Source organism: Xanthobacter oligotrophicus (assembly GCF_008364685.1).
In the GTDB taxonomy this organism is placed as follows: domain Bacteria; phylum Pseudomonadota; class Alphaproteobacteria; order Rhizobiales; family Xanthobacteraceae; genus Xanthobacter; species Xanthobacter oligotrophicus.
Map to the genome: position 1 here is coordinate 86,717 of NZ_VTTL01000009.1, position 26,849 is coordinate 113,565.

Consider the following 26,849-nt stretch of genomic DNA (forward strand, 5'->3'; position numbering starts at 1 on the left):
ATGAAACGCTCCGCGCTGCGTCAATCGCGTCTGTCTGGGATGGTTCTTGGTATATTGATCGTGTTTTTCTATGTACGGGGCCGCGGAGCCGCGGTCGGCCCCATCGGATTTATTGCATTGCAGCAATGGCCGGATCGGCGATGCCGCTCTGCTCCAGCTTGGGCGCGATGCGCCGGGCTTCAGCGACCAGGGCGGCGGTGATGGGCGTGGTCGGCTCGCGGTGGGGCACCACCAGGCCGATGGAGTGGGAGATGTCCGGCTCCACGATGGGAATGGACCGCACCACTGAGGTGAGCCCCAGCGAATCCGCCAGCATGGCCGGCATCACGCTCGCCCACAGGCCGGTGCGCACGTGGGTGAACAGCACGATCATGGAATTGGATTCGAGCGTCGGCTTGTGGCTGGCGCCGGCGGCAGCGAGCAGATTGTCCACGATGCGGCGGTTCTGCATGTCGGGGGTGAGCAGAGCGAGCTGAAGCTCGGCCACCTCGGCCCAGGTCACTGCGTCGCGCTCGCCGTAGCGGGACTGGGGCGAGGTGACGAGCCGGTAGCGCTCGCGATAGAGCGGCACCGTGTTGACCCGGCCCAGCGGTTCGTTGTCGAGGTAGGTGAGGCCGGCGTCGATCTCCAGGTTTTCGAGATGGTTCAGGATCTCGATGGAGGTGCGGGAGATCACCGTGAAGCGCACGTCCGGGTGGCGCGCGCGGAAGGGAGTGGTCAGCGCCGCCACCATGGGCAAAGCGGTCGGGATGGCCGCGATGCGCAGCGGGCCGGCAAGGCCGCGCTTGAGCGCATCGATGTCCTGACGCATGGCCCGCGAATCGGCCACGATCCGCCGCGCCCATTCCAGCGTGCGCTCGCCCTCGGGTGTGAAGCCCATGAAGCGCGAGCCGCGCTGCACCAGCAGCACGCCCAGCGTGTCCTCCAGCTGCTTGATTCCGGCGGAAAGGGTGGGCTGCGTCACTCCGCAGGCTTCACCGGCGCGGCCGAAGTGACGTTCCCGGGCGAGGGCGATCAGGTATTCGAGCTTGTCGATCATGGGCCCATATCATGGAGAGGAGGGGTGCCGCGCAAGGCGGCTGTGTTGCCGCAGCGCAGCGCGCGGCGCCATGGAACAGCCGAGGCCGGATGGGCGCGCTTGCATTTGCGGCCGACGACGGTAGACGGGCAGGGAAGGCGCAGCGGGCGTTTTGCGCCCGACGGACTGGGATATATCCCACCCCGGCTCTCGTGGTGCGGGGCCAATCCGCGCGGTATCAGTCGAGGGCCGGGCTGCCGGCAGAAGAGGTGTTTCATGAAGTGCATGCTGATGGCGCTGTCTCTCGGCGTCGGTGCCGTCCTCCTCGCCGCCGGCGGCGGGCAGGCGGCTTCGCTGCTGAACCCCGGCACCGCGCTCGCGGCCGGGCAGCCGGAAGCGGCGCCCCAGCAGGTGCGCTGGGTGTGCACCTATGGCCGCTGCGTGTGGCGGCCCCGCTCGAACGTGCGCGTTCCCATCTATGCCCAAAGCTGGGGTCCGCCCCCGCGCCCGAACTGCTTCTGGACCCGCCGAATCGGTCCTCAGGGCCAGTCGCACTGGCAGCAGGTGTGCCGGTAGCTCTTCGGTGGTACCAGAGTGAAGATTTTCCGCATTGCAACCATGCTCGCGAGAACGTGAACTGTGACGCCGGAGCCACAGGCAAGCTTTTAACGTTATCTTAAAGCTCGGCGACGGCGCGGCGGACCGAAGGCCGAGGATCTGGGGAAGAAGGGGAGTCCTGCCATGCCTGGCTTGGCTCATGGTTCGGTTCTGATCTCGCTTGTGGCCATGTTGTTCGCCGCCGTTCTTCTGGCGACGCCCACGCTCGCGTTCCTGACCCATCCGCAGGAACATCCGACAGTGGTGCCGCGACCGTTGCATACGGTTTCCGCGTTCGCTTGACGCCCTCCTGTGGCGGTTTCCATTTCGGCTCGAAAGCTGCCCTGCGCCTTGATCGGCGTTGGAAAGGCTTCTGCGTGCCGGGCTTTCGGGCACTGACGACGGCCGCGTCGCGCGGGGCGGCGGGCGCGGGAGGTTCACCTTGGGACGACAGCACAGTGGCGCGGCCCTGACCGGCCGGCCGGCGATGTGGCACGCCATCCTTTTCGCATCGGGCTTCCTCGCGGCCGTCGCCCTGGGGGGCGCAGGGGCGCGCGCGCAGTCGCGAGGCGGATTTTTTCCGGTGGCGCCGCAGGCGTCTCCCGGAAATTTCTTCTCGATGCTGTTCGGCGGCATGAGACCGCACGCACGCGTCGAAACGCCCGAGCGGCCGCGCATCGTCATAACGCCTCGGGTTCGCGGCGAGGGCTCGTCCACCGCCAGCTGGGGCTCGGGCGTGGCCTATTGCGTGCGCACCTGCGATGGGCGCTATTTCCCGCTCCAGGGCAAGGCGGCGGAGGAGGGTGCGCTTGCCCAGTGCAACGCCTTCTGCCCGGCGGCGAAGATGGCCATCTACACCTCGTCCGACAGTACGAAGGGCATCGACGCGGCCGTTTCGCGCAGCGGGAAAGCCTATTCGGAGCTGCCCAACGCCTTCGTCTATCGTCAGCGCCTGGTGGAGGGCTGCACCTGCACGGCAGGCAGCCGCATCGGCGGCCTCAACCGGATCGACGTGATGAACGACCCCACGCTCCGGCGCGGCGACGTGGTCATGACGGAGGAGGGCAGCCGTGTCTTCACCGGCGGCCGCAAGGGACCGCCCTATCGGGAGGCCGACTTCGTCGAGCCCGCGCGGTTCCCAGAGCTGTCGCGCGACATGCGGGCCCGCCTCTCGGAACTGGAGGTGGCGTCGCGATAGAGCGCGGTGCTCTCAAGAGCGATCGGGAAAACGCTCTTCCCGTTAGGTGGGAGCCGCCTTTGATCTTCTGACAGGAAGCGCCGAGGATCAGCCGGCGACGGCGCGACCGCGTTTTGCGGCAGTGCGCTTGGCCGCAGCGGGGGCGGCGGCGGGCGCCTCAGCTGAAGCGTCGCCGGTAACCTCGGCTTCCTGCGCGGTGTCCTCGTCCTGGTCCAGAAGGGCGCGGATGCGCGCGGCGAGTTCGCCTGTCGCATCATCGGCCACCAGCCTGCGCACCGGCGAGCCGGGGCCTTCCAGCTTGGCGGTCAGGGCAGCAAGCTTCGCCGCCACCTCGGTGACGCCGTCGCGTACGGCATCGAGCCCTTCGGGCGCAAGCAACGGTGTGGCCTCGGCTTCGCGGGGCGCGCGCTGGATCGCCTCTTCCATCAGCGCATGGTCGGCCTTGAGCATGTGCAGCGTGTCGGCAAGGCGGCGGTTTTCCACCTCGGCGGCGACGAATTCGCTGGCGCGCCGCTGCTCGAAGGCGTGGACGACGGCACGGTTGGCGTCGAGATCGCGCTCGGCGATGGCGAGCAGACCGGCCAGCCGGTCGCGTTCCGCCTCCAGGGCGGCGATGGCTTCACGCCAGCCGTCGCTTTCCGTGGTCTTGAGGGCGAGGGCGGCCTGGATTTCGGCGAGGTCCGTGGACAGGCTGGTCGCCGCTTCCGCAGCCACGGTCTTGGCCTCGGCGGCAGCGGTGCGTTCGGATTCAAGCGCGGCGGAGGTCTCCTCCAGCCGACGCGTGGTGTCGGCGAGGCGGCTGCGCAGGTCGGCCGTATCCTTCTCCAGCGCGGCGATGCGTTCGCGCTCGCTTACCAGGGTGGCCTCGCGCGTCGCCAGGGTGGCGGCGAGGGCCTGCGCGTCGGTTTCCAGGGTGCGGTGCGCCGCCTCCAGCGCCGTGAGGGCGGAGGTCCGCGCGGTAAGCTCCTCCTCCAGCCGGGCGACGGTCGCGGTGCGGTCGGCCAACTGGTCCTGGATCTCGCCCAGCAGCACGTCACGCTCGGCGCCTGTGGCCGTGGCGAGATGGTACTGGGCCTGAAGCGCCTTCAGCTCGGTTTCAAGCGCGAAGGTGCGCTGGCGCTGGGTCTCGATGGTGGCGGCATGCGCGGTGATGGTCTCGCGCATGGCATCGGTCTGGAGTTCCAGCCGGCGTTGGTTGAGGGCGAAGAAGGCGCGCTGCTGGTCCTTGTCGGCCTGCACCTCGAAGATGGAGATGGGCACGGCGGCTTCCACCCGCTTGGTGGTGAGCCGGACCGCCCGGTGCCAGACCGCCGGCAGCACGAGCAGAGCCACGAGCGTCGCAATCAGCACGCCCAACGTGAAATACATGATCTGCTCGATCACGCGCGCACTCGCCCTTCCCCTGGAGCCGGCCCGGCGAGCCCGTTTCGCTGCCGCGAGCGGGATGGGCCGTCACACGTCTCATCTGCCGTTCCGTCGGGCGAGCGGTAGTGGAATGCACCCGCCGCGCGCCGTCCCGGAACCTTCATCCATTCATGCCACGGCGCGCTGCAGCGTGCCAGCGGCGACGCGCCCGTTTCGCGCGGGGCGCGTCGATTGGTGTGCGCCCGGATGCTCTCAGAAGGGGTTCCAGGTGGGGTTGGGGGTGAACTTGAGGTAGCCGAGATTGGCGCCGAGGCGCACGCCCACGCCCGAACGGATCGGGACCACCACGATGCCGTCGGCCCCGAGCGCGGTCATGCCGAAGCCGGCCACCACATAGGCCGAGCCGGAGATGCCCCCGAAGCGGCGGAAGATGTCGTCCACGCTCCGCAGATTGTAGACGAGGACCATGGTGCGGGCGCCGTCGCCGCCGAAGTCCCAGCCCACGGAGGGACCCTGCCAGTAGACCTTCAGGTCGCCGGCGTTGCGGGTATAGAGCACGCCCTCGCCATAGCGCAGGCCGCCCACGAAGGCGCCGGAGCCTTCCTGGCCGAGGATGTAGCCGTTGGGCTGGCCCCACTGACCCACCGCTTTCTCGATGCTGAGCGCGAGCCCGCGCGAGACACTGCCGAAGAAGGAGTGGCCTTTGCTGACCAGTTCGTTGGTGGAATAGGCCTGCGGGGTCGGCCCCTGGCCTTGTGCGCTTGCGGGCACCGCGGCACCGAACGCGGCGAGGGCGACCACGAGGCCGCCAAGGTGGCGGGTGATCTGGCGCCCCATCTGGCGCCGCAGCGTCTGCGGCAGGCCGCGGGCGGTCTTGAGGAAGCTCGAAGAGAAGCGCATGGGGGATCTCGCAGTGGGCTTCGATGAAGGGGGCCGCTTCAACTGGGGCTGCGTCAACCGGGTTTGCGTCGCCTTGGGTGTGCGTCACCTGGGGCGTGTATGGCGACCGCGCGAATCGCTCAAATTATGGCGATGAGTATGACGCAGGGACGTCGGCCGCGCGCTGATGGTCGGGCGTTACCTGAAAATCACCATGCGGGATCCGGAATTATCGGCGGGTTAACCCGCCGCGCCCGTGTCCGGCGGCCCGCCGGCGCCCCAGGCCACGAAGCCGTGGACCATGTAGCCGACCTCCGCATGGCCATAGGTGAGGGGGCTGCCGTCCGGACGGGTGACGCTGCCGCCGGCCGCCACCACCAGGGCATGACCCGCCGCGCTGTCCCACTCCATCACCGGGCCGAGGCGAGGGTAGAAGTCCGCCTTGCCCTCGGCGATGAGGCCGAATTTCAGCGCCGACCCCGCCGGAATGCGCTCCGCCACCTGGTGGCGGGCAATGAGCGCGTCGGTGGCGGGATCGCCGTGGGAGCGGCTTTCGGCCACCACGAGGGGGCCGTCCGGCACCTTGCGGCAGGCGATGGGGGTCCAGTCCTGCGCATCGACGCGGGCGCCGGGTGCGCGGATGGCCCGGAAGGCGGCCCCGGGCCGCCCGGCGAACAGCAAGGCCCGGGCCGGCGCGTAGACCACGCCGAGCACCGGGGCGCCGTCCTCCACCACCGCGATGTTCACGGTGTACTCGCCGTTGCCGGAGATGAATTCGCGCGTGCCGTCGAGAGGGTCGACCAGCACGAAGCGATTGCCGCAGATGACCTCGGTGCCCGCCGCCGTCGCCTCCTCCGCTACCACCGGCACGCCGGGCATGAGGTGGGCGAGGGCGGCGAAGATGGTGGCTTCAGCCTCGTGATCCGCCTCCGTCACCGGGCTCCGGTCGGATTTCTGCCGGTGGGTGATGCCTTCCGCCTCGATGCGGCGGATGACGACGCCGGCTGCCAGCGCCGCCTCCGCAAGGCCCGCCAGCAGGGCGGCATCGGTGGGGGCGGGCGCGCGGGGCACGGGAAAGGTCATGGCGAGCGGCTTTTGCGGGTCTCGGGGACGCAGTCTCTAGCCCCGCGCGGCGGCCGTGTCGATGCGCGGTTCCACATCATGGTTGGTGCGGTGCGGCAAGTCGGCGGCAGGTCGGCGGCACGTCAGGCTGCACGCCCGGCGGCGGAGCGGCAGCGCTTGTGGCGCCGTGTGCCGGCGGTGTAACTGGACCGACTTTGATCCAGACGGATTCGGGCGCGGTCCGGCGGAGCCGCATTGAGCCGCCCGCCGTCGCCGTCCGGGAGACGCCATGTCCACCGAAAAGACCGCCACCCAAAGCCCCGCCACCGAAAAGTCCGCCGCTGCCGCGCCCGTCGTGACGCTGGCCGTCTCCGCGCTCGATCTCGGGGCCCTCCTGTGCTCGCGGGTGTGCCACGACGTGATCAGCCCGGTGGGCGCCATCGTCAACGGCCTCGAGGTGCTGGAGGACGAGGACGCCGCGGACATGCGTGATGTCGCCCTCGATCTCATCGCCAAGAGCGCGCGGCAGGCTTCCGCGCGGCTCCAGTTCACTCGCCTCGCCTTCGGTGCGGCCGGTTCCGCCGGGGCGCGGCTTGATCTCGGCGATGCCGAGCAGGTGGTGCGCCCGGTGATCGAGGACGGCCGTACCCGGGTGGAATGGTCCCTGCCACGGGAGCTTCTGCCCAAGAACCGGGTCAAGCTGCTGCTCAATCTGGTGCTGCTGGCCGGCACCACCATTCCGCGCGGTGGCGTCATCCGCATCTCGGCGGCAGGGGAGGGCGATGCCACCGGCTTCGTGCTGGCCTCCACCGGCGAGAAGGCGCGCATCCCGGAAGGGCTGCAGGCGCTGGTGGACGGCGCCGCACCCGAGGGCGGGCTCGATGCCCATTCGGTACAGCCCTTCTATGCCGGCATGCTGGCCCGCGACTGCGCCATCGCCATCCGCTTCGCCCAGGAGGGCGACACCGTGACCATCTCCACGCCGGGCTGACCAGGGCTATCGGCGGGGGCTCTTTCGCTCGCGGCGCTTGTCTGGCCCCCAAACGAAAAAGCCCCGCGATGCGGGGCCTCTTTGTTGCGTGCGAGGAGAGAGGGGATCAGACGGCGATGCGCTCGGCGCCCAGCATGGGCTCGCGCAGCACATAGCCCCGGCCCCACACGGTCTCGATGTAGTTCTTGCCCGCGGACGCGTTGGCGAGCTTCTTGCGCAGCTTGCAGATGAACACGTCGATGATTTTCAGTTCGGGCTCGTCCATGCCGCCGTAGAGATGGTTGAGGAACATCTCCTTGGTCAGGGTCGTGCCCTTGCGGAGCGAGAGCAGCTCCAGCATCTGGTATTCCTTGCCGGTGAGGTGGACCCGGTTGTTCTCCACCTCCACGGTCTTGGTGTCCAGGTTCACCACGAGGTCGCCGGTCTGGATCACCGACTGGGCGTGGCCCTTGGACCGGCGTACGATGGCGTGGATGCGCGCCACCATCTCGTCCTTGTGGAACGGCTTGGTGAGGTAGTCGTCGGCGCCGAAGCCGAAGCCCTTCACCTTGTCTTCCGTATTGGCGAGGCCGGACAGGATGAGGATCGGTGTCTTCACCTTCGCCACGCGCAGGGCGCGCAGGACTTCGAACCCCGACATGTCGGGCAGGTTCAAGTCGAGAAGGATGATGTCGTATTCGTAGACCTTACCGAGATCTACGCCTTCCTCACCGAGGTTGGTCGTATAGACGTTAAAGCTCTCGGTCTTCAGCATCAGTTCGATGCCTCGGGCCGTAGCACTGTCGTCCTCGATGAGCAAGACGCGCATGGCTATCCCTTTCCTCGCAACTACCCAGAAGTCGGGGCTGCCGACTTCTGTTGCTCGGCCATCGGGGTGATTCGCGTTACGTGTGTAGAATCGTTAACAGATCTCGATTCTCTTCCACAAGAGTCTGTCGAAAAAACTTTGTGCACGAGAGTCAAGACTGACTCTTCATCAAGCACTTAAGGTCTTTTCCACAAGCCCTCGGTCACGTGCGCGGCCACCCCTCCCGCCCGAGCCTGGGGCGGTGCCCAGGTGACGCACGCCAAGGCGCTTCACCCGAACCGTAGCGTCATCATTAATGAAGGCGGTAAACGATTGGTTGCCGTGGCGTCCGCGAACGCGATTTTCATCCCATTGCCGCGGTCGAGGTAAGGAAAGGGCAACCAGCACACGACATTCTCTGAACCCGGAAGCTCCGAGCGCACACGGGCGTTGGGGGCGCGTTCCCGTATGCGTACCGGAGTAGAGGCGATGAAGTCGCGTGACCCCCTGATCCGTGCAAAGCGATTCCAGATCGACGATGCGCGCCGCCGCCTTGCCCAGATCGACACCATGATCGCCGAGTTCGAGCGCATGGCCCAAGATCTCGAGCGCGACATTTCCGCGGAGGAGGAGCGCTCCGGCATCTCCGATCCCAGGCATTTCGCCTATCCGCCGCTGGCGCTTGCCGCGCGCAACCGGCGCGACAATCTCCAGCGGTCCGCGCAGGATCTGAAAGCTCAGCAGGAGGCGGCCCGGGCCACCCTCGCCGAGGTGGAAGCCGACCTTGCCCTGGTGGAGGCGGCCGGCGAGATGGATCGCGCCGGGCGTGTCGAGGCTCCGGGCCGGCGTCAGCCGCTGCGCCCCGGCGAGACTGCCCGCCACTGACCTCAGGAGCCTTTTGCGAGGCGGGAAAGCCGTAAGGGCGATGGCGACGGTAAATTGGTAGCTAATGCTGCGGTGCGGCGCGCTTTTTTGCGCGCGGCACGCGTGTCCTGTGGCATTCAAGGCTTCCATTCCGCAGTGCCGCTCCGGTAGCTTCTGCGCGGTCCCCCACCGAGCACGAATGTTCCGTGACCTCCCACCGCAAGGTCCATGCCCTCGTCGATCGCGTCGCCGCCGGCGACCTGCACGCCTTCGAGGAGCTCTACCGCCTCACGAGCCCGAAGCTTTATGGGCTCGTGCTCCGCCTGCTCCGGCGACCGGAGCTGGCCGGCGAGGCGCTGCGGCAGGCCTACAGGCGCATCCGGGCTGAGGCCCACACCCTGCGCCCGCAGGAAGATCCGGTCTGCTGGATGGCCGCCGTGGCCCGCTCCAGCGCCCTCGACATGGCCTGGAAGCGGCCCGTGGGCGACGCCTTCGAGCCGTTCGACGCCGCCCAGAGGGGCGAGGACCCGCTCGCCTCCGAACGCCGGAGCCCGGCGTTGATCCGTCTGCTCGCCTGCCTCGGCAAGCTGCCGGAGGAGCGCCGGCGCATGGTGCTGCTCGCCTTCTATGACGGCTGGAACCGCGAGGCCCTGTCCATCTATTTCGACGCGCCGGTGGCCGCCATCCGTGCCTGGATGGCGCGCAGCGTGTCCCAGCTCGGCGAGTGCATGGGGCGGCGCTCATGACGGTGCCGGCCCCCGCGGCGCACCTGACCGAGGCCGACCGCACCCTAGCGGCCGAATACGTGCTCGGCACCCTTGATTCGGAAGAGCGAAAGAACGTGCGTGCGCGCATCGCGGCCGATCCCCCGTTCGCGGGGCTGGTGCGGCTGTGGGAGCGCCGCCTGTCGCCGCTCCACGAACTTGCCGTCCCGGTGACGCCGCCGCCCTCGATCTGGCGGGTGATCGTCGCCGATCTCAAGGCCGCGCCGGCCGCTGCGCCGCCCAAGACGCTTCGCAAGGTTCCACCACCGGCCGAGCCCGCGCCGCGCCCGGTGGTCGGGGAGGTGCGCCCCGGCCGGGCGCCCGCGCCCCGGCCCCAGGGACCGGTGGCAACCGTGCGCCGGCTGTTCGGCTTCGCCCCTCCCGGACGCGGAGCAGGGGAGGGGCCCCCGCGCCCGAAGCGGCCGGCCCCGGTCCCGCCGCCTGCCGCGCCTCCGGTGCCGGTGGCTCTCAGAGTGCCCGGCGGGCGGACCCTCGGCGGCGCTATTCAGGATGCCGTCGCCGCCGGCCTGCTGCCGCCCGCCCCTCCCTTGCCTGAACCACCGCCGCAGGCCGCTGCGTCGGAGCGGGCCGATTCCTTGCCGCCCCCGCTCAAGCTGGCGCCCCCTGCGCCGCCGCGCCCGCGTCCGGTGCCGGAACCGCTGACGCCGCCCCCGGCCTTCATCTTCCTGGAGCCCGATCCGCCGCCAGCCGCCGAAGGCACCGAGACCGGGACGGATCAGGTATTGCCCGCGCCGCCTCCGGCGGACGAGGGCGCGCTGACCGCTGGGCCGCCACCACCACCGCCCTTCACGTTCCTGGAGCCTGAGGCACCGTCGCCCGACGCTTTTTCGCCGACCGCGGTGGGCGCGAATCAGCCCGCGCCATCGACAGCAGACGAGGGCGCCGCGCCTGCGGTCCATGCTGCCGAGATCGCGGCAGGGGCGGATCAGGCCTCGCCTGGGCTGCTACAGGACGGCGTGACGCCTGCGCTACCCGGAAGCCCGGCGATCCCCATGCCCGGCGTTTTCGAGGCGGAGGCGATAGCCAGTTCCGCCTTCGATTCGGTCGAGGCCGCGCCAATCTCCGGTTTGCCGGTGCCGACATCCGTCGTGGCAGCGGAATCCCATGCCACCAGTGCCGAGGGCGGCTCTCAGGTCCCGGCGGAACTGCTGATTACGGTTTTGCCTTACGGCCCGGAGGAGGTCGCGAGCCTGGAGACGGTGCGGCCACCGTCCGGGACGGCAGACGTCGCAGCCTCTTTCGGGGATGACGGCTTGGGCGTCGCCGATGCAGTCCGTGACGCGACTGCCGAGGCTGGCGCGGGGGATGCGTCATCACCCCATGCGCAACCGGCTGAGGTGGCGGCGAGCGCGGAGGCCGCGTCCCCGGAGCCTCGCACCGAGCCTGCCACCTTCGAGCCGGCCCCTCTCCAATCCGTCCCCGCCCAATCCACCTTGGCCACGGCCCCCCCCATCGAGCCGACCCCGGTCGAGCCCTCCGCCGAGCCGCCCTCCGCCGATCCCGCGGCCGGCGCCAAGGGGGAGGAGGCGCCGCCTTTGCCTGGCTGGGCCGCGGTGGTGGCGTCCGGCGTGGTCTCGGCGCTGCCGGAGCCTGCCGCGGCGGGCGATGAAGCCGCGCCCGCCGATGGGCTGCGCCGGCCGATGCGGCGGAGCAGCTTTCCGTGGCGGGCGGCGACGCTCACGCTGACGGCGCTGCTCATCGCCGTCGCCGCTTTCGCCGCCTATCGCGAATGGTTCTGGCCGCGCGACGGCCAATGGGTGGGCGTGCTCCAGAGCGAGCCGCTGCCGTCCATCGCCGTCCGCCTCGATCCGGACAGCGGCGTGATCTTCGTGCGCAGCTTTGCGCCCGTACCGCCGGAGGGCGAGATCAACCGGCTGTGGCTGCTGGTTCCCGGCCGGCCGGCGCTGCTGCTCGGCGCGTTCACCGCCGGACTGTCCGGCCGCACGCCGGCGCTCGCAGGTCTCGGCCGGAACCGGCTCGGCGCGGCCGAAGTGGTGGTGACGCAGGAGCCGAAGCTCGGCTCGGGCGCTGCCTCCGCAGACGGGCAGCCGCCGGGCAAGGTGGTTTATCGCGGACGCCTCGCACCGGAGTGAGCGCGCGGGAGCCGGATCTGATCGGATTGAATCAATCCGATCAGCGAAAATGCTTATGATACCGGCGCTGCGGCGCCGGGCGCTTTCGGCCGCCGCCCATTCGAGGAGTGTCATGTCGAGCACCACCCCGACCGATCCGCTGCATCCCCGCCCGGTGGATCGCGCCCTTGATCCCGGCTTCCGCCACGGCCAGTCCACCGAGCCCAATTATTCCGGCGTCACCTCCTTCCTGCGCCGGCGCTATGCGCGCGACGGCGGCGGAGCGGAGGTGGTGGTGTGGGGCGTGCCGCTGGATGTGGCCGTCTCCAACCGGCCGGGCACGCGATTCGGGCCGCGCGCCATCCGCGCCGCATCCACCATCCTGGATGGCGACCCGTTCTATCCCTTCGGCATCGACCCGTTCGAGACGCTGGATGTGGTCGATGGCGGGGACTGTGTCTTCGACTACGGCCTGCCCGCCGGGATCCCGGCCGCCATCGCCGCGCAGGCGCGTGCGCACTATGCCCGGGGCGCCCATCTGGTGAGCCTCGGCGGCGATCATTTCCTTACCTATCCGGTGCTTAAGGCTCTCACGGCCCATCTCGGCGAGCCGGTGGCGCTGGTGCAGTTCGATGCGCACCAGGATACCTGGGAAGACGGTGGCGACCGGGTGGACCACGGCACCATGATCACCCGCGCCGTGAAGGACGGGCTGATCCGGGTCGATCGCTCGATCCAGGTTGGTATCCGCACCTACGCCCCCCAGACCTGCGGTATCGAGATCGTCCACGGGTTGACGGCCGCCGAGATGGGGCCGATCGCGCTGGCGGACCACATCGCCGACCGGGTCGGGGATGCCCCGGTCTATGTCACGTTCGACATCGATGCGTTGGACCCCGCCTTCGCGCCGGGCACCGGCACGCCGGTGTGCGGCGGCCTTTCCACCCGCGAGGCGATCTCGTGCCTGCGGCGGCTCGGCGGTCTCGACCTGAAGGGCTTCGACGTGGTGGAGGTGTCCCCGCCCTATGACCATGCGGAGATCACCGCGCTCGCGGGGGCGACACTGGCCTCGGTCTACCTGTGCCTCCTTGCCGAGCGCAAGGCGACCGGGCGGCCGGTCGCGCTCTGAGGCGCGCCGGGCGGCCCGGCAGGGGGCGAAACCTTGCGGGGCCGTAGCGGATGTGGGACAGCGGGACCGGTCGTGGCGGAAAGGAATACAGCGTGAAGGGAAGCGGCCCGACGGCGCTCAACTACCTCGTGCCGGGGTCGGGCCTCGCGCTCGCGCTGTTCCTGAAGGCGTGGCCGGACCTCGCGCCGGGCTCGGAAGGTCTGGTGCCGGGCATCGCCGCGGTCCTCGCCATCGCGCTGCTGTGCGGTTCGGCGATCTCGTCGGTCGCCCATGCGGACGTGGTGGCACGCCGCCTTGGCCAGCCCTACGGCGTCCTGCTGCTCACCATGTCCGTCACCATCATCGAGGTCTCGGTGATGGCCTCGATGATGCTCCATGGCGAGAACAACCCGACCCTGGCGCGGGAATCGGTGTTTTCCGTGCTGATGATCGTCAATACCGGCATCGTCGGCCTGTGCCTGCTGCTCGGCAGCCTCAGGCACCGGGAACAGACCATCCAGCAACAGGGCGTCTCGGGCTACCTCTCAGTGATGATTGCGCTGGGAGTGATGCTGCTGGTTTTGCCAGCCGAGACCCACGAGGGCGAGACCGGCACCTTCTCCCCCCGGCAGCTCATCTTCATGAGCTTCGTCGCGATCTCGCTCTACGGGGCGTTCCTGTACATGCAGACGGTGCGCTACCGCGAGCACTACGAGAGCCAGCCGGAGGGCCACAGCGACGCGCCGCCCACGCCGAACGCGTTTGCGCTCAGCCTTGTCATGCTGCTCGCGAGCCTTGCGGCGGTGGTCGCCTTGTCGAAGCACGTGGCGGCGGCCTTCGAGGACTTTCTCGGCAATTTCGCGCTGGCTGATCCCGACGCCGTGACCGGCGCCCTCATCGCGCTGCTGATCCTGTTGCCGGAAGGCATCGCCGCGGTGCGGGCGGCCTCCCGCAACCACCTCCAGCATTCGTTGAACATCGCGTTGGGCTCGGCGCTGGCCACGGTGGCGCTCACCATCCCGGCCATGGCCTTCATCTCGACGCTCATCGGCCACTCCATGGTCCTCGGCCTCGACACCGAGGACCGCACCATGCTGCTGGTCACCTTCGTGCTGTCCATCCTGTCGTTCGGCACGGGGCGGACTAATGCGCTGAACGGCGTTGTGCATCTCATCGTCTTCTGCGTCTATGTGATGCTGCTGTTCATGCCGTAGGGCGGGGCGGCGACAGGTGGACAGGCGGCGGGCCAGATGGCATGTTCCGCCCGATTTTTGAACGAGGCGCGGGCCGTGAAGAACTTCCTGCTTTATATCTTCACCTGGTGGAACAAGCAGACCGTCGGCACCATGTGGTGGACGAAGCGGTTCGGCGAGTTCGTGGGCGAGGATGAGTTCGGCAATCGCTATTTCCGCACCAAGGGCGGCAAGATCGACCCGACGCTGGGCTTCGAGCGCCGCTGGGTCATCTACCCCGGCTATGCGGAAGCCTCCACCATTCCGCCCGGCTGGTGGGGCTGGATGCACCACCGCGTGGACACCCCGCCGGTGGACGAGGCCTATACCCCCCGCTCCTGGCAGAAGCCGCACCGCCGCAACATGACCGGCTCGCCCGGCGCCTACCGGCCCAAGGGCTCGGTTCTGGCCGGCGGCCTGCGGCCCCGCGTCACCGGCGACTACAAGGCCTGGACCCCCGGCGATTGATGGTCGCTCGCGCACGGCAACCTTCCGCGCGCCATCGCCTTATTCGCCCGGTCGCCTTGCCGCTGCCCGAATCCGGCGCTTCAGAAGGGCGGCGTGGCGAATGCCCGCCGCCTTCAGATTTTGTAACGGGTTGATGTCCTGATGCGCCTTTACCGTACCGTGCCGCTTCTCGCCGCGGCGTTTCTCGCCGGCACGGCATCCGCGGCACTGGCGCAGGTGCAGTATCAGCGTCCGGGCCAGATCGAATCCACGCCCCTCGCGCCCCCCGGCACGATTCCAGCGCCGCCCGGCACCGTTCCGGCTCCCCGTCCGGCCGCGCCCTCCGCCGCCCCGGCCCCCCGGCCGGTGACGCCCGGCACGGTCCAGCGTGGCCCGGCGCCGGCCTTGCCCCCCGGCGTCCAGCCGGCGCCTGGCCCGGCTCCCGTTGCGGCGCCACCGCCAGCCCCGAACTCGGATGCGGGCGGCGACGTGGTGGTGGTGCAGCCGCCGACCCAGAAGATCGCCAATGCCTTTGCGGTCTTTGCCGGCCTCGACAAGATCACCGGCCGCATCACGGCGTTCGACGTGGCTATCGGCGAGACGGCGCAGTTCGGTGCGCTCCAGGTGACGCCGCGCGTCTGCTACACGCGGCCGGCCACCGAGACGCAGAACACCACCTCCTTCGCCGAGGTGAACGAGGTGACGCTGGCGGGACAGGCCAAGCGCATCTTCACCGGGTGGATGTTCGCCTCCAGCCCCGGCCTCCATGCGGTGGAGCACCCCATCTACGACGTGTGGCTGATCGGCTGCAAAGCCTCGGCCCCGGTGACCGCGCGCGGCCAGCAGTAGAAGTCCGCCTCGCCCTGGAGGGCGTGATCGAGCAGGCGGTGGTAGTGCCGCCGCGACACCTCGATGGCGCCGAAGGTCTTCAGGTGGCTGGTGACGAACTGGGTGTCCAGCAGCCGGAAGCCGCCGGCGATCAGCCGTCCCACCAGATGCACGAGGGCGACCTTCGAGGCGTCGGTCTCGCGGTGGAACATGCTCTCGCCGAAGAAGGCGCCGCCGAGCCGCACCCCATACAGCCCGCCCACCAGTTTCCCGTCGCGCCAGGCTTCCACCGTGTGGCAGCGCCCGCGCAGGAACAATTCGCCGTAGAGCTTGCGGATCCGCTCGTTGATCCAGGTCTTCTCGCGGCCCTCCTGCGGCTCGGAGCAACCGTCGATGACGGCGTCGAAGTCGTGGTCGACGCGCACTTCGAACTTGTCGGAGCGCACGGTGCGGGCGAGGCGGGAGGAGATGTGGAAGCCGTCCAGCGGGATGATGCCGCGCCGCTCCGGCTCGATCCAGTAGAGGCCGGGATCGTCGGCACTTTCCGCCATGGGAAAGATGCCGCAGGCATAGGCCTTCAGCAGGACATCGGGTGTGATCTCGACGATCTGGTCGCTCAGCCGGCTCATGGAGAGCAATGATAGCAGGAAATGGCGCGACCGTGTGGCCGCCGCCTCACCCCCGCTTCAGGAAGTCGCCGATCCGCGCCACCGCTTCCGTCATGTCGGGAGCCGCGCCCGCATAGGAGATGCGCAGGAACTGGTGGCCGTGGAAGGGGTCGAAATCCACCCCCGGCGTCGTCGCCACATGCGCCGCGTCCAGCATGCGGCGGGCGAAGGCGGCGCTGTCGTTGGTGAAGTCGGACACGTCCGCGTAGAGATAGAAGGCGCCGTCCGCCGGCAGGAAGCGCTTGAGCCCCGCCTGGGGCAGGCCTTCCGTCAGGATGCGGCGGTTCTCCACATAGGTCGCCTTGACGAGGTCCATCTCGGCCCGGCCCTCGAAGGCGGCGTCGGCGGCGATCTGGGACAGGGTCGGCACGGAGATGGAGAGGTTCTGCTGAAGCCGTTCCATGGTGCGCGACACGCCCGGCGGCACCACCATCCAGCCCACCCGCCAGCCGGTCATGCAGAAATATTTGGAGAAGGAATTGATGACGGTGACGTCGTCGCCGATCTCCACCCCGCTCACCGCCGGGAAGGCGTAGTCGAGCCCGTGGTAGATCTCGTCGGAGATGAAGGCGAGGTTCAGGTCGCGGGCGCAGGCGTAGAGCGCGGTCAGGGCGGCGCGGTCCATCATGGTGCCGGTGGGGTTGGCGGGGCTCGCCACCAGCACGCCCTTGAGCGGGGCCTTGCGGTGGGCCTCCAGCAGCCGCTCGGGGGTCAGGGCATGGCGGTCTTCCGCGCGGGTCTCGATCAGCACCGGCTCGCAACCCAGCGCATGGAGCACGTGCCGGTAGGGCGGATAGCCGGGTGCGGCGATGGCCACCCGGTCGCCGGGCTCGAACAGGGCCAGGAAGGCGAGCACGAAGCCGCCGGACGAGCCATGGGTCACCACGATGCGCTCGGGGTCAACGGCGACGCCATGGGTCTCGCCATAATGGCGGGCGATGCGGGCGCGCAGGGCCGGAATGCCGAGGGCGGCGGTATAGCCCACCTGCCCGGCCTCCAGCGCCGCCGCCGCCGCCCGCCGGGCTACGGTGGGGGCGGGGGCGGCCGGCTGGCCTACTTCCAGATGGATGACATGGCCGCCGCCGGCTTCGATGCGGGCGGCGTGCTCCATCACATCCATGACGATGAACGGCTCCACCGCGCTGCGGCGGGAGAGGGCGATGGAGCGGGGGAAGGGCGCTGTGGCCATGCTGCGATTTCCAGCTTGTTTCGTGCATTGGCGGACCACGACGCAGCGGAAGGTCCGCGCTGCCGTGCTGCCGCCTTAATCTGACTGTCCCTGAGACGGGTTCGCCTCAACGTGAAGACCGGTGCATTGACCAGGGGTCCGGCGGACACCAGTGTCCGGCTGTCTCGTAGCCTGCGCCGTCGCGGGCGCCAATAGGGCGCCCAAGGGGGCGAAGATCGGGCGAGGACGGGGCGATGATGTCGGCCGGCACGGGTGCTGGCAACGTTGATGTCGTCGCAGCCCGGATGCATGCGTCGCCGCCGGCATGGGGTGGCGCGGACCAGAGGGATCGAGGAAACGGATCGAAGCCGAGCGATAATGCCCATGCCTTCTTCATCCCTGTCTTTTCTGTCGGTCGTCCGCGCATCCGGCCGGGCCCTGGCCCGCGGCCTGTGCCTTGCGGCCGCCGTGGCGCTGCCGATCCAGGTCGCAATGGCGCAGGAGCAGGCCCGCAAGGGTCCGAGCACCATCCGCGACACCGAGATCGAGGCGCTGCTGAAGGACTATACCCGCCCCATCCTCAAGTCGGCGGGCCTCGGCCAGCAGAATGTCGAGGTGGTGCTCATTTCCGAGCGATCGTTCAACGCCTTCGTGGCCGACGGCAAGCGCATCTTCGTCAACACCGGCGCGCTGGTTGATTCGACCACGCCCAACCAGATCATCGGCGTCCTGGCCCACGAGACCGGCCATATCGCCGGTGGCCACCTCGCCCGCATGCGCGAGCAGCTGGCGGGTGCCCAGACCATGGCCATCGTCGCCATGCTGCTGGCGGCCGGTGGCATGGCGGCGGGCGCCGCGGGCGGCATGAACGGGCGCGACCTCGGCAATGTGGGCGGCGCGGCCATGTCGGCGCCCCAGGAACTGATCCGGCGCTCGCTCCTCAACTACCAGCGGGGCGAGGAGGCGGCCGCCGACCGTTCTGCGGTGAAGTATCTGGATGCCACCCACCAGTCGGCCAAGGGCATGCTGGAGACCTTCCAGCGCTTCCAGAACGACCAGCTCTTCATCAGCCAGCGGGTGGATCCCTATTCGCTGAGCCATCCCATGGCCCGCGAGCGCATCGCCGCGCTGGAGCAGCTCGCCAAGGCCAGCCCCTATTACGAGGCCAAGGATCCGCCCGCGCTCCAGGCCCGCCACGACATGATGCGGGCCAAGCTCATCGGCTTCATGGAGCGGCCGGAGACGGTGGCGCGGCGCTATCCGGCCTCAGACACCTCCATGGCGGCGCAATATGCACGGGCGATCTCGGCTTACCGCTTCGGCAATGTGAATGGCTCGGTGGCCCAGATCGACGCGCTCATCGCCCGCGATCCGTCCAACCCCTATTTCTACGAGCTGAAGGGTCAGGCCCTGCTGGAGGCCGGACGGGCAGCCGAATCGGTTGCCCCGCTGCGCAAGGCGGTGGCCATGACCAACGGCGCCCCCCTCATCCGGTCCATGCTCGGGCAGGCGCTGGTGCAGGCGGGCAATCCCTCCTACACCCAGGAAGCGATTCGCGAGCTGGTGCAGGCCACCCAGCGTGATCCCAATTCCGCCTCGGCCTGGCGGTCCCTCTCCCTGGCCTATGGCCGCTCCGGCGACCTCGCCAACGCCGACCTTGCCGCGGCCCAGAGCAGTTTCGCCGAGGGCGAGTTCAAGCTCGGGCGCGAGCTGGCCGCCCGCGCCCGCCAACGTTTTCCGCAGGGCTCGCCGGGTTGGTTGCAGGCCGACGACCTGGTGAACTTCAAACCGCCCAAAAGCGCCGCCAACCAGCAGTGACACTCTTTCACCCCATGGAGAATTGAATGCCCCCCCATCTGGGCTCGCCCATCACCAGCCTTCGGCGCCTCGCCCCCCGGCTTTTCACGCTGGCGCTGGCCGCCCTCTCGGCTGTCGTCCTGGTGGCGCGCCCAGCGGCTGCCTTCACCGACGATGAGAAGAAGGAGCTCGGCGGCATCATCCGCGAGTATCTGATCCAGAATCCGGAAGTGCTGCAGGAGGCCATCTCGGTCCTCGAGTCGCGCCAGATGGTTCAGGACGCCAGCCAGCGCAGCAAGGCCGTAGGCGAGGTGCGCCAGCTTCTCGTGAACAGCCCGCGTGGCATCGTGGCGGGCAATCCCAAGGGTGACGTCACCCTGGTGGAGTTCTTCGACTACAATTGCGGCTATTGCAAAAAGGCGCTCTCCGACCTGCAGGACCTCATCAAGCAGGATCCCAACCTGCGCGTGGTGCTGAAGGAGTTCCCGGTGCTGGGCCAGGGCTCCGTCGAGGCTGCCCAGGTGGCTGTGGCGGTGCGCATGGTGGCGCCCGAGAAGTACATGGCCTTCCATCAGGCCCTGCTCAGCGGTCGTGGCCAGGCGGACCGGGCCAAGGCGCTGGCGGCGGCGAAGGAGGTGGGCATCGACACGGCCCTGCTTCAGAAGCAGGCCACCTCGCCCGAGCTGAACGCCACCCTCGACGAGAGCATGAAGATGGCCGAGGCGCTGGCACTGAACGGCACGCCGTCCTACGTCATCGGCGACCAGGTGGTGATCGGCGCGGTGGGCTTCGACAAGCTGAAGGCCGCCATTGCCGAGGCCCGCAAGCACCCGCCGGTGGTCAAGTAAGGGTTAAGTCCCGAGCGCCGGGGCTGTCGGCTCAGGCATTCCCTAGCGTCATGAGGGGCGGGCGTTCACAGCCGCGTGCGCCCGTCGTGCGGCCCGCTCTTTCCTTGCGGGCCGCACGCCCCTATAAGGCAGCGACCCGGCCAAATGGAGCCGGCGGCAGATCAGTCACGGATGTCCGATACTGTCCACGTCCTGAACGGACCAAACCTCAACCTCCTCGGCACCCGCGAGCCCGGCATCTACGGCGCGGCGACGCTTGCCGACGTGGAGGCGCTTTGCCGTGCCGAAGGCGCGGCGCTCGGCTTTGAGATCCACTTCCGCCAGACCAATTCGGAAGGCGCACTGGTGGATTTCATCCAGGAGGCGCGCGGCGCGCGCGGCATCGTGCTGAACGCAGCGGCCTATACCCACACCTCCGTGGCGTTGCGTGACGCCGTGGCGGCCGTGGGGGTGCCTACCATAGAGGTGCACCTGTCCAACGTGTTCGCGCGGGAGGCGTTCCGCCACCACTCCTATCTGTCGCCGGTGGTGCGCGGCGTGATCTGCGGCTTCGGGCCGCAGAGCTACGTGCTGGGGCTTCGCGCCCTCGCCAGCCTGCCGCACACGCCGTGACGCACCATTCACACGCGCCCAAAATCAGGCGCGCCCACATTACTCGCGCCCAAATGGCTCGTGCCCAAATGGCTCGCGCCTCCGCGGCCCGATCCGGCCTTCAGATCCGGCCGGCAAGAGCAGGAACAAGATGAAGCCCAACCAACCCCCCATCGACACCGCCATCGTCAAGGAGATCGCCGATCTCCTCTCGGGCAGCGACCTGACCGAGATCGAGGTGGAGCACGAGGGCCTGCGCATCCGCGTGGTGCGCGCCCCCGCGCCCGTCACTTACGCCCAGGCTCCCGCGGCGCCGTTCGCAGCGGCCCCTGTCGCGGTCGCGGCACCCGTCGCCGAGGTGGGCCCGGCCGATTTTTCCAAGCACCCGGGCGTGGTGCCCTCGCCCATGGTGGGTACAGCCTATCTTTCTTCTGAACCCGGCGCCCCTGCCTTCATCGAGGTGGGCGCCAGCGTGAAGGAAGGCCAGACGGTGCTGATCGTCGAGGCCATGAAAACCATGAACGCCATCCCGGCCCCGCGCTCGGGCACGGTGACGCGCATTCTGGTGGGCAATGCCCAGCCGGTGGAATACGGCGAGCCGCTGCTCATCATCGAATGAGCTGGTCAGCGCAGACCGAGGCGTTTTCGAGCGGGGCGGGTTCCGCCTCGCAAGACGGGAACGCATTAACGCAGACACTTGGAGCAGGGCCGCGGTTCATGGAAACGCGCATCTGCTTTAGAGGCGGGCACTGCTGATGTTCAGAAAAATCCTCATCGCCAACCGCGGCGAGATCGCGCTGCGCATCCTGCGCGCCTGCAAGGAGCTGGGCATTGCGACGGTCGCGGTCCACTCCACCGCCGATGCCGACGCCATGCACGTGCGCCTCGCCGACGAGAGCGTGTGCATCGGCCCTCCGGCCGCCCGCGAGAGCTACCTCAACATCCCCTCCCTGCTCGCCGCCTGCGAGATCACGGGGGCGGACGCGGTGCATCCCGGCTACGGCTTTTTGGCCGAGAACGCCCGGTTCGCCGAGATCCTCGCCGATCACAACATCTATTTCATCGGCCCCAAGGCGGAGCACATCCGCATCATGGGCGACAAGATCGAGGCCAAGAAGACGGCCCAGTCGCTCGGCATTCCGGTGGTGCCGGGTTCCGATGGCGGCGTCCATTCGGATGAGGAGGCCCATCGCGTCGCCGACGAGATCGGCTTCCCGGTGCTGGTGAAGGCGGCTGCCGGCGGTGGCGGGCGCGGCATGAAGGTGGCGATGACCAAGGAGGACCTCTCCGAGGCCCTCTCCACCGCCCGCACCGAGGCCAAGGCCGCCTTCGGTGACGATGCGGTCTATCTTGAGAAGTATCTCTCCACCCCGCGCCACATCGAGGTGCAGGTGCTAGGCGACGGCAAGGGCCACGCCATCCATCTGGGCGAGCGCGACTGCTCGCTCCAGCGCCGTCACCAGAAGGTGTGGGAAGAGGCGCCGTCCCCGGTGATCACCCCCGAGCAGCGCGCGCGGATCGGCGAGACCTGCGCCAAGGCCATGCGCGACCTCGGCTATCTTGGCGTGGGGACCATCGAGTTCCTGTATGAGAACGGCGAGTTCTATTTCATCGAGATGAACACCCGCATCCAGGTGGAGCACCCGGTGACGGAGATGGTCACCGGTATCGACCTGATCAACGAGCAGATCCGGGTTGCCGCCGGCGAGCCCCTGACCCTCACCCAGAAGGACGTGGTGATCGAGGGCCATGCCATCGAATGCCGGGTGAATGCGGAGCATCCCACCACCTTCCGGCCCTCGCCGGGCAGGATTACCCACTATCACGTGCCCGGCGGGCTCGGCATCCGCGTGGATTCCAACGCCTATCAGGGTTACGTCATCCCGCCCACCTACGACAGCCTGGTGGGCAAGCTGATCGTGCACGGCAAGACGCGGGATGAATGCCTGCGTCGCCTGCGACGCGCGCTGGACGAGTTCGTGGTGGACGGCATCGACACCACGCTGCCGCTGTTCCGCACCCTGGTGCGCACCCGCGACATCGCCGAGGGCAAGTACGACATCCACTGGTTGGAACACTTCCTCGCCGAGGGCGAGGGCAAGAAGGCCGGCTGACGCCGGGAACACTTGGATAATAAGGCGCCACGTGGCGCCTTATTTTTTGCGTGCGGCGCCCCGTTTCCCGGCATTGAGGCTCCGCCTCAGTCGCGCGAGATGTGCTCGGGCTTGCCCTTGCGCTTGGTGGAGGCCAGCTCCGACAGCTCCTTTTCCGTCATGGTCTTCACCATCTCCCGCGAGGCGCCCGTCAGCTCGCTGGTCTTGCGTTCGCCACGCTTGGCCGCGAGGGCGGCACCCGCCGCCATCTGCTGGGCCTTGGATTTTGCCGGCATCAGTGTCTCCTCGTGCCAGTGGCAGCGGTCGGCGACCGACGCCGGACAGGGTGGCTCAAGCCGTGGTCAGGCCTGAGCGCCGACGGCTCATCGGTTATCGCGGACGGCGGTGCGGCCCTTCAGCACCTGAAGCTCCGCCTGCGCCCACAGCTCGCGGTCGCGGCCCTGGGGAAAGCCTTCCTCCTGCCAGAGGGCGCGGGCGCGCCGGCTGATCTGCTCGCGCTCGGTGGCGGTCAGGCCTTCTCCGGCGGCGTCGGGGGCCTTGGTCTGGGGTTGAGTGGTGTGGGGCATGGGTCCTCCACAGGCTGGTTTCGGGCGCGCGGCGGCGCTCCCTCCGGACAAACCAACGACGCGCATCGCTCCCGGTTCCCGGTTGAGGCCGCCACGGCTACAAGGGAATGAATCAAAAAGCAGGAGACGGCGATGGCGAGCTTCCCCCGCACCGGCGAGATCGCGGCGCAGGTCAAGGCGGTCCTGGAGCGGCTGGGTGTCTCCCCGGATCGCCTGTCGGGACCGAACGCCGCGCGCTCGCCCCTCACCGGGGAGGTGGTGGCCCATTGGGGTGCCCTCTCCGGATCTGCGGCCGACCTCGCCGAGGCCAATCCCGGCGCCGATTCGGCGGAGGCTGCCATCGGCCGGGCGCACGCCGCCTTCCTGCACTGGCGCAGCGTGCCGGCGCCGCGCCGGGGCGAGCTGGTGCGGCTGCTGGGCGAGGAATTGCGCGCCGCCAAGGCCGACCTTGCCGCGCTGGTGACGCTGGAGGCGGGCAAGATCGCCTCCGAGGGCGCGGGCGAAGTGCAGGAGATGATCGACATCTGCGATTTCGCCACCGGCCTGTCCCGCCAGCTCCACGGCCTCACCATCGCCACCGAGCGGCCCGACCACCGCATGATGGAGACCTGGCACCCCATGGGGGTGGTGGGCGTCATCTCCGCATTCAACTTTCCGGTGGCGGTGTGGTCGTGGAACGCGGCGCTGGCCCTGGTGTGCGGCAATGCTGTGGTGTGGAAGCCATCGGAGAAGACCCCGCTGACCGCGCTGGCGGTGGACGCCATCTTCGCCCGCGCTGCCGCCCGCTTCGGCGGCGTGCCGGAAGGGCTGTCCACCCTCCTGCTCGGCGGGCGCGAGGCGGGGGAGGCGCTGGTGGACGACCCGCGTGTTGGCGTGGTCTCGGCCACCGGCTCCACCGCCATGGGCCGGGCGGTGGCGCCCCGTATCGCGCGGCGGTTCGGGCGGGCGATCCTGGAGCTGGGCGGCAACAATGCCGCCATCGTCTGCCCCTCCGCCGATCTGGATCTGACCCTGCGCGCGGTGGCCTTCGCCGCCATGGGCACCGCCGGCCAGCGCTGCACCAGCCTGCGCCGCCTCTTCGTGCATGACAGCGTCTATGACGCGCTGGTGCCGCGGCTGCATCAGGCCTACGGCTCGGTGCCGGTGGGCGATCCGCGGGAGCCGGGCACCCTGGTGGGGCCGCTTATCGACGAGGACGCCTACTCCGCCATGCAGGCGGCGCTGGAGGATGCCCGTGTGGCCGGCGGCCTTGTGTCCGGCGGCGAGCGGCTGGGCGCGGAAGACGCGCTCGACGCCTATTATGTGCGCCCTGCGTTGGTAGAGATGCCGTTCCAGGCCGATTGCGTGGCCGCCGAGACCTTCGCGCCCATCCTCTATGTGATGCGCCATGCCAATCTCGACGAGGCGATCGGGCTGCAAAACGCCGTGCCGCAGGGCCTCGCCTCGTCCATCTTCACCACGGACCTGCGGGAGGCGGAGCGCTTCCTGTCCGCCACCGGCTCGGACTGCGGCATCGCCAACGTGAACATCGGTCCCTCGGGTGCCGAGATCGGCGGCGCCTTCGGTGGCGAGAAGGAGACCGGCGGTGGGCGCGAGGCCGGCTCCGACAGCTGGAAGGCCTATATGCGGCGCGCCACCAACACCATCAATTACGGCTCGACCCTGCCGCTTGCCCAGGGCGTGACGTTCGACGTGGGATGAGCCCTCGACAGAGGACCCGGATTGCCCTTCCACCGCTTTAAATCCAGGAGAACGACCATGAGCCTTCCGAGCCCGCTCGCCTTTGTGGCGAAAGCCCCCGTCGTCCCTGTGGTGGTCATCGAGCGGCTGGAGGATGCGGTGCCGCTGGCCCGCGCGCTGGTGGAAGGCGGCCTGCCCCTCATCGAGGTGACCCTGCGCACACCGGTGGCGCTGGAAGCGGTGCGCCTGATTTCGGCGGAGGTGGAGGGCGCCATCGTCGGCGCCGGAACGGTGGTCGAGCGGGCCCAGATCGAGGCTTCGCTGGAGGCGGGCGCCACCTTCCTGGTGAGCCCGGGCACCACCCCCGACCTCCTCGCCGCCTTCACCGAGACGCCGATTCCGGTGATGGCCGGCTGCGCTTCCGCGTCGGAGGCCATGCGCCTCGTGGAGCTGGGCTTCGAGGTGCTGAAATTCTTTCCCGCCGAGGCCTCGGGTGGCGCGGCGTTCCTGAAGTCCATCGCCGGGCCGCTGCCGCAGCTGCGCTTCTGCCCCACGGGCGGCATCGGCCCTTACAATGCGCCGGACTATCTGGCCCTGCCCAACGTGGTGGCGGTGGGCGGCTCCTGGGTGGTGCCGGCGGACGCCATCCGCGCGGGGGATTTCGGCAAGGTGCGCGATCTCGCCAAGGCCGCCGCCGCGCTGAAGCGGGCCGCCACCTTCGCCTGAGGGCAGGGGCGACAGGTTACCCCGCGGTCCGGCAGGCAAGGCGTTTCAGGCAAGGCGCGTCAGGAAAGAACAATCGCCACGTCCGCAGTCTTCACGCCTGAAACGTGCGGCGCGCATAGAACACCGCGAGCAGCCGGGCCTCGGCGCGCGAGCCGAACCGGATGGGCGTTGCGTCGGAGCCGACCAGGCTGAAGAACCAGCGCTGGTTGCGGCAGTCGAGGCGGACGAGGGGGGTGCCGTTGCACCCGAGAAGTTCCGCGCCGTCTTCGTCCATGCTCCATTCGAGCAATGGCCGGTCATGGGGCGCAGCCTGAAAGACTTCACCTGTGTGGGGCAAGAATCGGGGAAGGAAACGCCTCACGCTTTGTGTTGTCAGTGGTTCGTATTGCATGGCGGATCTCCTGTTGCAGATCCAAGTAGCCGCGGCCCCGTTTGGTTCCCGCGCCGTTGCGGGCAAAGGTGCCGCGTGCTCTACGGTCTGGCAAAGGCGCAGGCGGGAGGAAACCATGGTTCGGGTGTATGAGGCCGCAGAGGTGGAGGCCGCGCTGGGCTACGAGCGGCTGGTGCCGGCCCTTGGCGCCGCCTTCGCGGAGGCGCGGGTGGAGGCGCCCGTGCGCCAGTCCTACGAGGTGGGGCAGGCGGGCGCGCCGGCCCATCTCCTCGCCATGCCGGCCTGGCGACGCGGCGCGGCGCTGGGCGTGAAGATCGTCAACATCTTCCCCGCCAATGCGGCGCGAAACATGGGCTCGGTCCACGGCCTCTATGTGCTGTTCGATGGCGCCACCGGCGTGCCGAGGGCGATCCTGGACGCCGAGGCCCTCACCAACCGCCGCACCGCCGCCACTTCCGCGCTGGCCTCCAGCTTCCTGTCGCGCATGAACAGCGAGACGCTGACCGTAGTGGGCACCGGCCACCTCGCCTTCCATCTCGCCCAGGGCCACTGCTTCGTGCGGCCCATCGGCCGGGTGCTGGTGTGGGGCCGCTCGCTGGCGCGGGCGCAGGAGATGGCGGCGCGGCTCAAGGCGCTGGGGCTTCCCGCGGAGCCGGCCCAGGATCTCTCGGCGGCGGTGCGGGCGGCGGACATCGTCACCTGCGCCACCACCTCGGTGGAGCCGCTGGTGCTGGGGCGGGATGTGAGGCCCGGCACCCATGTGGACCTGGTGGGCGCCTTCACCCCGGCCATGCGCGAGAGCGACGACGACCTCGTGGCGAAAAGCGCCGTCTATGTGGACACCTACGGCGGCGCGCTGGCGGAAGCCGGCGACCTGCTCCAGCCGCTGGCCTCCGGGCGCTGGTCGAAGGATCTGGTGCGGGCGGACCTCCACGAATTGTGCGCCGGCCTCAAGGAGGGGCGCACGGAAAGTGAGAGCGTGACGCTCTTCAAGTCCGTGGGCGCGGCGCTGGAGGATCTGGTAGCGGCGGAACTGGTGGCGGGGTGAGCCGGCGCCCGACGCCCCC

29 protein-coding genes are annotated in these 26,849 nt (G+C 69.1%); 19 read left to right on the plus strand and 10 right to left on the minus strand.

Annotated elements, in window-relative coordinates:
* Positions 1-109: 109 nt before the first annotated feature.
* On the minus strand, positions 110-1,039 hold the full coding sequence (locus FZ033_RS15830; RefSeq protein ID WP_012115457.1) for a LysR family transcriptional regulator: 930 nt from the start codon (positions 1,037-1,039) through the stop codon (positions 110-112).
* 255 nt (positions 1,040-1,294) lie between these two features.
* Here FZ033_RS15830 and FZ033_RS15835 point away from each other — a divergent pair, with 255 nt between their 5' ends.
* From FZ033_RS15835 to FZ033_RS15840, 3 genes are all read left to right on the plus strand, one after another.
* Positions 1,295-1,594, plus strand: coding sequence for a hypothetical protein (locus FZ033_RS15835; protein WP_149577085.1), 300 nt, complete (start codon positions 1,295-1,297; stop codon positions 1,592-1,594).
* Between the two features lie 165 nt (positions 1,595-1,759).
* The gene (locus FZ033_RS24070) at positions 1,760-1,918 is read left to right on the plus strand and encodes a hypothetical protein (RefSeq protein WP_188079526.1); all 159 of its coding nucleotides are present in this window, start codon (positions 1,760-1,762) and stop codon (positions 1,916-1,918) included.
* A gap of 331 nt (positions 1,919-2,249) precedes the next feature.
* A complete protein-coding gene (locus FZ033_RS15840; protein WP_188079527.1) occupies positions 2,250-2,813 on the plus strand; it encodes a DUF2865 domain-containing protein in 564 nt (187 codons plus the stop codon).
* Positions 2,814-2,900: 87 nt separating this feature from the next.
* Here FZ033_RS15840 and FZ033_RS15845 read toward each other — a convergent pair whose 3' ends face one another.
* From FZ033_RS15845 to cysQ, 3 genes are all read right to left on the minus strand, one after another.
* The gene (locus FZ033_RS15845) at positions 2,901-4,196 is read right to left on the minus strand and encodes a coiled-coil domain-containing protein (protein ID WP_149577087.1); all 1,296 of its coding nucleotides are present in this window, start codon (positions 4,194-4,196) and stop codon (positions 2,901-2,903) included.
* A 234-nt stretch (positions 4,197-4,430) separates the two neighbouring features.
* On the minus strand, positions 4,431-5,015 hold the full coding sequence (locus tag FZ033_RS15850; RefSeq protein WP_232847534.1) for a DUF1134 domain-containing protein: 585 nt from the start codon (positions 5,013-5,015) through the stop codon (positions 4,431-4,433).
* Between the two features lie 282 nt (positions 5,016-5,297).
* On the minus strand, positions 5,298-6,140 hold the full coding sequence (gene cysQ / locus FZ033_RS15855; protein WP_149577088.1) for a 3'(2'),5'-bisphosphate nucleotidase CysQ: 843 nt from the start codon (positions 6,138-6,140) through the stop codon (positions 5,298-5,300).
* Between the two features lie 268 nt (positions 6,141-6,408).
* Here cysQ and chpT point away from each other — a divergent pair, with 268 nt between their 5' ends.
* Positions 6,409-7,110 carry a histidine phosphotransferase ChpT gene (gene chpT, locus FZ033_RS15860; protein ID WP_232847509.1) on the plus strand — a complete coding sequence of 234 codons (702 nt, stop codon included), beginning with the start codon at positions 6,409-6,411 and terminating at the stop codon, positions 7,108-7,110.
* A gap of 106 nt (positions 7,111-7,216) precedes the next feature.
* Here the strand turns inward: chpT and ctrA are convergent, their stop codons facing one another.
* Positions 7,217-7,918 (minus strand): response regulator transcription factor CtrA, encoded by a 702-nt coding sequence (gene ctrA / locus FZ033_RS15865; RefSeq protein WP_012115463.1) that lies wholly within the window; start codon positions 7,916-7,918, stop codon positions 7,217-7,219.
* A 468-nt stretch (positions 7,919-8,386) separates the two neighbouring features.
* Between ctrA and FZ033_RS15870 the strand changes: the two genes are divergently transcribed.
* The 7 genes from FZ033_RS15870 (at position 8,387) to FZ033_RS24620 (ending at position 15,254) form a co-directional block, all read left to right on the plus strand.
* Positions 8,387-8,782: a flagellar export protein FliJ gene (locus tag FZ033_RS15870; protein WP_149577089.1), complete on the plus strand. Its 396-nt coding sequence runs from the start codon at positions 8,387-8,389 to the stop codon at positions 8,780-8,782.
* A gap of 185 nt (positions 8,783-8,967) precedes the next feature.
* The gene (locus FZ033_RS15875; RefSeq protein WP_149577090.1) at positions 8,968-9,507 is read left to right on the plus strand and encodes a sigma factor-like helix-turn-helix DNA-binding protein; all 540 of its coding nucleotides are present in this window, start codon (positions 8,968-8,970) and stop codon (positions 9,505-9,507) included.
* The gene (locus FZ033_RS15880) at positions 9,504-11,639 is read left to right on the plus strand and encodes a hypothetical protein (RefSeq protein ID WP_149577091.1); all 2,136 of its coding nucleotides are present in this window, start codon (positions 9,504-9,506) and stop codon (positions 11,637-11,639) included. Before FZ033_RS15875 ends, FZ033_RS15880 begins: the two co-directional genes overlap by 4 nt.
* 112 nt (positions 11,640-11,751) lie before the next feature.
* Positions 11,752-12,747, plus strand: a complete 996-nt coding sequence (gene speB, locus FZ033_RS15885; protein ID WP_149577092.1) for an agmatinase — start codon at positions 11,752-11,754, stop codon at positions 12,745-12,747.
* A gap of 92 nt (positions 12,748-12,839) precedes the next feature.
* The gene (locus tag FZ033_RS15890) at positions 12,840-13,940 is read left to right on the plus strand and encodes a calcium:proton antiporter (RefSeq protein ID WP_188079528.1); all 1,101 of its coding nucleotides are present in this window, start codon (positions 12,840-12,842) and stop codon (positions 13,938-13,940) included.
* A gap of 75 nt (positions 13,941-14,015) precedes the next feature.
* The gene (locus FZ033_RS15895) at positions 14,016-14,426 is read left to right on the plus strand and encodes an NADH:ubiquinone oxidoreductase subunit NDUFA12 (protein WP_041575777.1); all 411 of its coding nucleotides are present in this window, start codon (positions 14,016-14,018) and stop codon (positions 14,424-14,426) included.
* Positions 14,427-14,567: 141 nt separating this feature from the next.
* Positions 14,568-15,254: a DUF2155 domain-containing protein gene (locus FZ033_RS24620; protein WP_149577094.1), complete on the plus strand. Its 687-nt coding sequence runs from the start codon at positions 14,568-14,570 to the stop codon at positions 15,252-15,254.
* Here the strand turns inward: FZ033_RS24620 and aat are convergent.
* On the minus strand, positions 15,191-15,862 hold the full coding sequence (aat, locus tag FZ033_RS15905) for a leucyl/phenylalanyl-tRNA--protein transferase (protein WP_149577095.1): 672 nt from the start codon (positions 15,860-15,862) through the stop codon (positions 15,191-15,193). The genes FZ033_RS24620 and aat overlap by 64 nt on opposite strands.
* Positions 15,863-15,908: 46 nt before the next feature.
* Entirely contained in the window at positions 15,909-17,090 is a 1,182-nt protein-coding gene (locus FZ033_RS15910) for a pyridoxal phosphate-dependent aminotransferase (RefSeq protein ID WP_149577096.1), read from the minus strand.
* Positions 17,091-17,447: 357 nt separating this feature from the next.
* Here FZ033_RS15910 and FZ033_RS15915 point away from each other — a divergent pair, with 357 nt between their 5' ends.
* From FZ033_RS15915 to accC, 5 genes are all read left to right on the plus strand, one after another.
* Entirely contained in the window at positions 17,448-18,887 is a 1,440-nt protein-coding gene (locus tag FZ033_RS15915; RefSeq protein ID WP_149577097.1) for a M48 family metalloprotease, read from the plus strand.
* Between the two features lie 26 nt (positions 18,888-18,913).
* A complete protein-coding gene (locus FZ033_RS15920) occupies positions 18,914-19,714 on the plus strand; it encodes a DsbA family protein (protein ID WP_149577098.1) in 801 nt (266 codons plus the stop codon).
* A gap of 171 nt (positions 19,715-19,885) precedes the next feature.
* Positions 19,886-20,326 carry a type II 3-dehydroquinate dehydratase gene (gene aroQ / locus FZ033_RS15925; protein WP_149577099.1) on the plus strand — a complete coding sequence of 147 codons (441 nt, stop codon included), beginning with the start codon at positions 19,886-19,888 and terminating at the stop codon, positions 20,324-20,326.
* A gap of 130 nt (positions 20,327-20,456) precedes the next feature.
* The gene (gene accB, locus FZ033_RS15930; protein WP_149577100.1) at positions 20,457-20,924 is read left to right on the plus strand and encodes an acetyl-CoA carboxylase biotin carboxyl carrier protein; all 468 of its coding nucleotides are present in this window, start codon (positions 20,457-20,459) and stop codon (positions 20,922-20,924) included.
* 136 nt (positions 20,925-21,060) lie between these two features.
* On the plus strand, positions 21,061-22,419 hold the full coding sequence (gene accC / locus FZ033_RS15935) for an acetyl-CoA carboxylase biotin carboxylase subunit (protein WP_149577101.1): 1,359 nt from the start codon (positions 21,061-21,063) through the stop codon (positions 22,417-22,419).
* Positions 22,420-22,505: 86 nt separating this feature from the next.
* Here accC and FZ033_RS15940 read toward each other — a convergent pair whose 3' ends face one another.
* Both FZ033_RS15940 and FZ033_RS15945 read right to left on the minus strand, forming a co-directional pair.
* Positions 22,506-22,694 (minus strand): DUF3008 family protein, encoded by a 189-nt coding sequence (locus FZ033_RS15940; protein ID WP_149577102.1) that lies wholly within the window; start codon positions 22,692-22,694, stop codon positions 22,506-22,508.
* 87 nt (positions 22,695-22,781) lie between these two features.
* The gene (locus tag FZ033_RS15945; RefSeq protein ID WP_232847510.1) at positions 22,782-22,985 is read right to left on the minus strand and encodes a DUF2934 domain-containing protein; all 204 of its coding nucleotides are present in this window, start codon (positions 22,983-22,985) and stop codon (positions 22,782-22,784) included.
* A 132-nt stretch (positions 22,986-23,117) separates the two neighbouring features.
* On the opposite strand from FZ033_RS15945, the gene amaB reads away from it, so the two are divergent.
* Positions 23,118-24,686: an L-piperidine-6-carboxylate dehydrogenase gene (gene amaB / locus FZ033_RS15950; protein ID WP_149577103.1), complete on the plus strand. Its 1,569-nt coding sequence runs from the start codon at positions 23,118-23,120 to the stop codon at positions 24,684-24,686.
* A 57-nt stretch (positions 24,687-24,743) separates the two neighbouring features.
* Entirely contained in the window at positions 24,744-25,391 is a 648-nt protein-coding gene (eda, locus tag FZ033_RS15955) for a bifunctional 4-hydroxy-2-oxoglutarate aldolase/2-dehydro-3-deoxy-phosphogluconate aldolase (protein ID WP_149577104.1), read from the plus strand.
* 91 nt (positions 25,392-25,482) lie between these two features.
* Here eda and FZ033_RS15960 read toward each other — a convergent pair whose 3' ends face one another.
* Positions 25,483-25,665 carry a hypothetical protein gene (locus FZ033_RS15960; RefSeq protein ID WP_149577105.1) on the minus strand — a complete coding sequence of 61 codons (183 nt, stop codon included), beginning with the start codon at positions 25,663-25,665 and terminating at the stop codon, positions 25,483-25,485.
* 232 nt (positions 25,666-25,897) lie between these two features.
* Here FZ033_RS15960 and lhpI point away from each other — a divergent pair, with 232 nt between their 5' ends.
* Positions 25,898-26,830: a bifunctional Delta(1)-pyrroline-2-carboxylate/Delta(1)-piperideine-2-carboxylate reductase gene (gene lhpI / locus FZ033_RS15965; protein ID WP_149577106.1), complete on the plus strand. Its 933-nt coding sequence runs from the start codon at positions 25,898-25,900 to the stop codon at positions 26,828-26,830.
* Positions 26,831-26,849 lie beyond the last annotated feature (19 nt).

Excerpts from the sequence above, each read along its gene's own strand:
- amaB (WP_149577103.1), top strand. The coding sequence starts at position 23,118 with ATGGCGAGCTTCCCCCGCACCGGCGAGATCGCGGCGCAGGTCAAGGCG.
- FZ033_RS15840 (WP_188079527.1), top strand. The coding sequence starts at position 2,250 with ATGAGACCGCACGCACGCGTCGAAACGCCCGAGCGGCCGCGCATCGTC.
- FZ033_RS15960 (WP_149577105.1), bottom strand. The coding sequence starts at position 25,665 with ATGGACGAAGACGGCGCGGAACTTCTCGGGTGCAACGGCACCCCCCTC.
- FZ033_RS15920 (WP_149577098.1), top strand. The coding sequence starts at position 18,914 with ATGCCCCCCCATCTGGGCTCGCCCATCACCAGCCTTCGGCGCCTCGCC.
- FZ033_RS15940 (WP_149577102.1), bottom strand. The coding sequence starts at position 22,694 with ATGCCGGCAAAATCCAAGGCCCAGCAGATGGCGGCGGGTGCCGCCCTC.
- accB (WP_149577100.1), top strand. The coding sequence starts at position 20,457 with ATGAAGCCCAACCAACCCCCCATCGACACCGCCATCGTCAAGGAGATC.
- aroQ (WP_149577099.1), top strand. The coding sequence starts at position 19,886 with ATGTCCGATACTGTCCACGTCCTGAACGGACCAAACCTCAACCTCCTC.
- FZ033_RS15850 (WP_232847534.1), bottom strand. The coding sequence starts at position 5,015 with ATGGGGCGCCAGATCACCCGCCACCTTGGCGGCCTCGTGGTCGCCCTC.
- ctrA (WP_012115463.1), bottom strand. The coding sequence starts at position 7,918 with ATGCGCGTCTTGCTCATCGAGGACGACAGTGCTACGGCCCGAGGCATC.
- aat (WP_149577095.1), bottom strand. The coding sequence starts at position 15,862 with ATGAGCCGGCTGAGCGACCAGATCGTCGAGATCACACCCGATGTCCTG.
- FZ033_RS24620 (WP_149577094.1), top strand. The coding sequence starts at position 14,568 with ATGCGCCTTTACCGTACCGTGCCGCTTCTCGCCGCGGCGTTTCTCGCC.
- FZ033_RS15945 (WP_232847510.1), bottom strand. The coding sequence starts at position 22,985 with ATGCCCCACACCACTCAACCCCAGACCAAGGCCCCCGACGCCGCCGGA.
- FZ033_RS15830 (WP_012115457.1), bottom strand. The coding sequence starts at position 1,039 with ATGATCGACAAGCTCGAATACCTGATCGCCCTCGCCCGGGAACGTCAC.
- FZ033_RS15870 (WP_149577089.1), top strand. The coding sequence starts at position 8,387 with ATGAAGTCGCGTGACCCCCTGATCCGTGCAAAGCGATTCCAGATCGAC.
- eda (WP_149577104.1), top strand. The coding sequence starts at position 24,744 with ATGAGCCTTCCGAGCCCGCTCGCCTTTGTGGCGAAAGCCCCCGTCGTC.
- FZ033_RS15880 (WP_149577091.1), top strand. The coding sequence starts at position 9,504 with ATGACGGTGCCGGCCCCCGCGGCGCACCTGACCGAGGCCGACCGCACC.
- FZ033_RS15915 (WP_149577097.1), top strand. The coding sequence starts at position 17,448 with ATGCCCATGCCTTCTTCATCCCTGTCTTTTCTGTCGGTCGTCCGCGCA.
- FZ033_RS15835 (WP_149577085.1), top strand. The coding sequence starts at position 1,295 with ATGAAGTGCATGCTGATGGCGCTGTCTCTCGGCGTCGGTGCCGTCCTC.
- accC (WP_149577101.1), top strand. The coding sequence starts at position 21,061 with ATGTTCAGAAAAATCCTCATCGCCAACCGCGGCGAGATCGCGCTGCGC.
- chpT (WP_232847509.1), top strand. The coding sequence starts at position 6,409 with ATGTCCACCGAAAAGACCGCCACCCAAAGCCCCGCCACCGAAAAGTCC.
- cysQ (WP_149577088.1), bottom strand. The coding sequence starts at position 6,140 with ATGACCTTTCCCGTGCCCCGCGCGCCCGCCCCCACCGATGCCGCCCTG.
- FZ033_RS15910 (WP_149577096.1), bottom strand. The coding sequence starts at position 17,090 with ATGGCCACAGCGCCCTTCCCCCGCTCCATCGCCCTCTCCCGCCGCAGC.
- FZ033_RS24070 (WP_188079526.1), top strand. The coding sequence starts at position 1,760 with ATGCCTGGCTTGGCTCATGGTTCGGTTCTGATCTCGCTTGTGGCCATG.
- lhpI (WP_149577106.1), top strand. The coding sequence starts at position 25,898 with ATGGTTCGGGTGTATGAGGCCGCAGAGGTGGAGGCCGCGCTGGGCTAC.
- speB (WP_149577092.1), top strand. The coding sequence starts at position 11,752 with ATGTCGAGCACCACCCCGACCGATCCGCTGCATCCCCGCCCGGTGGAT.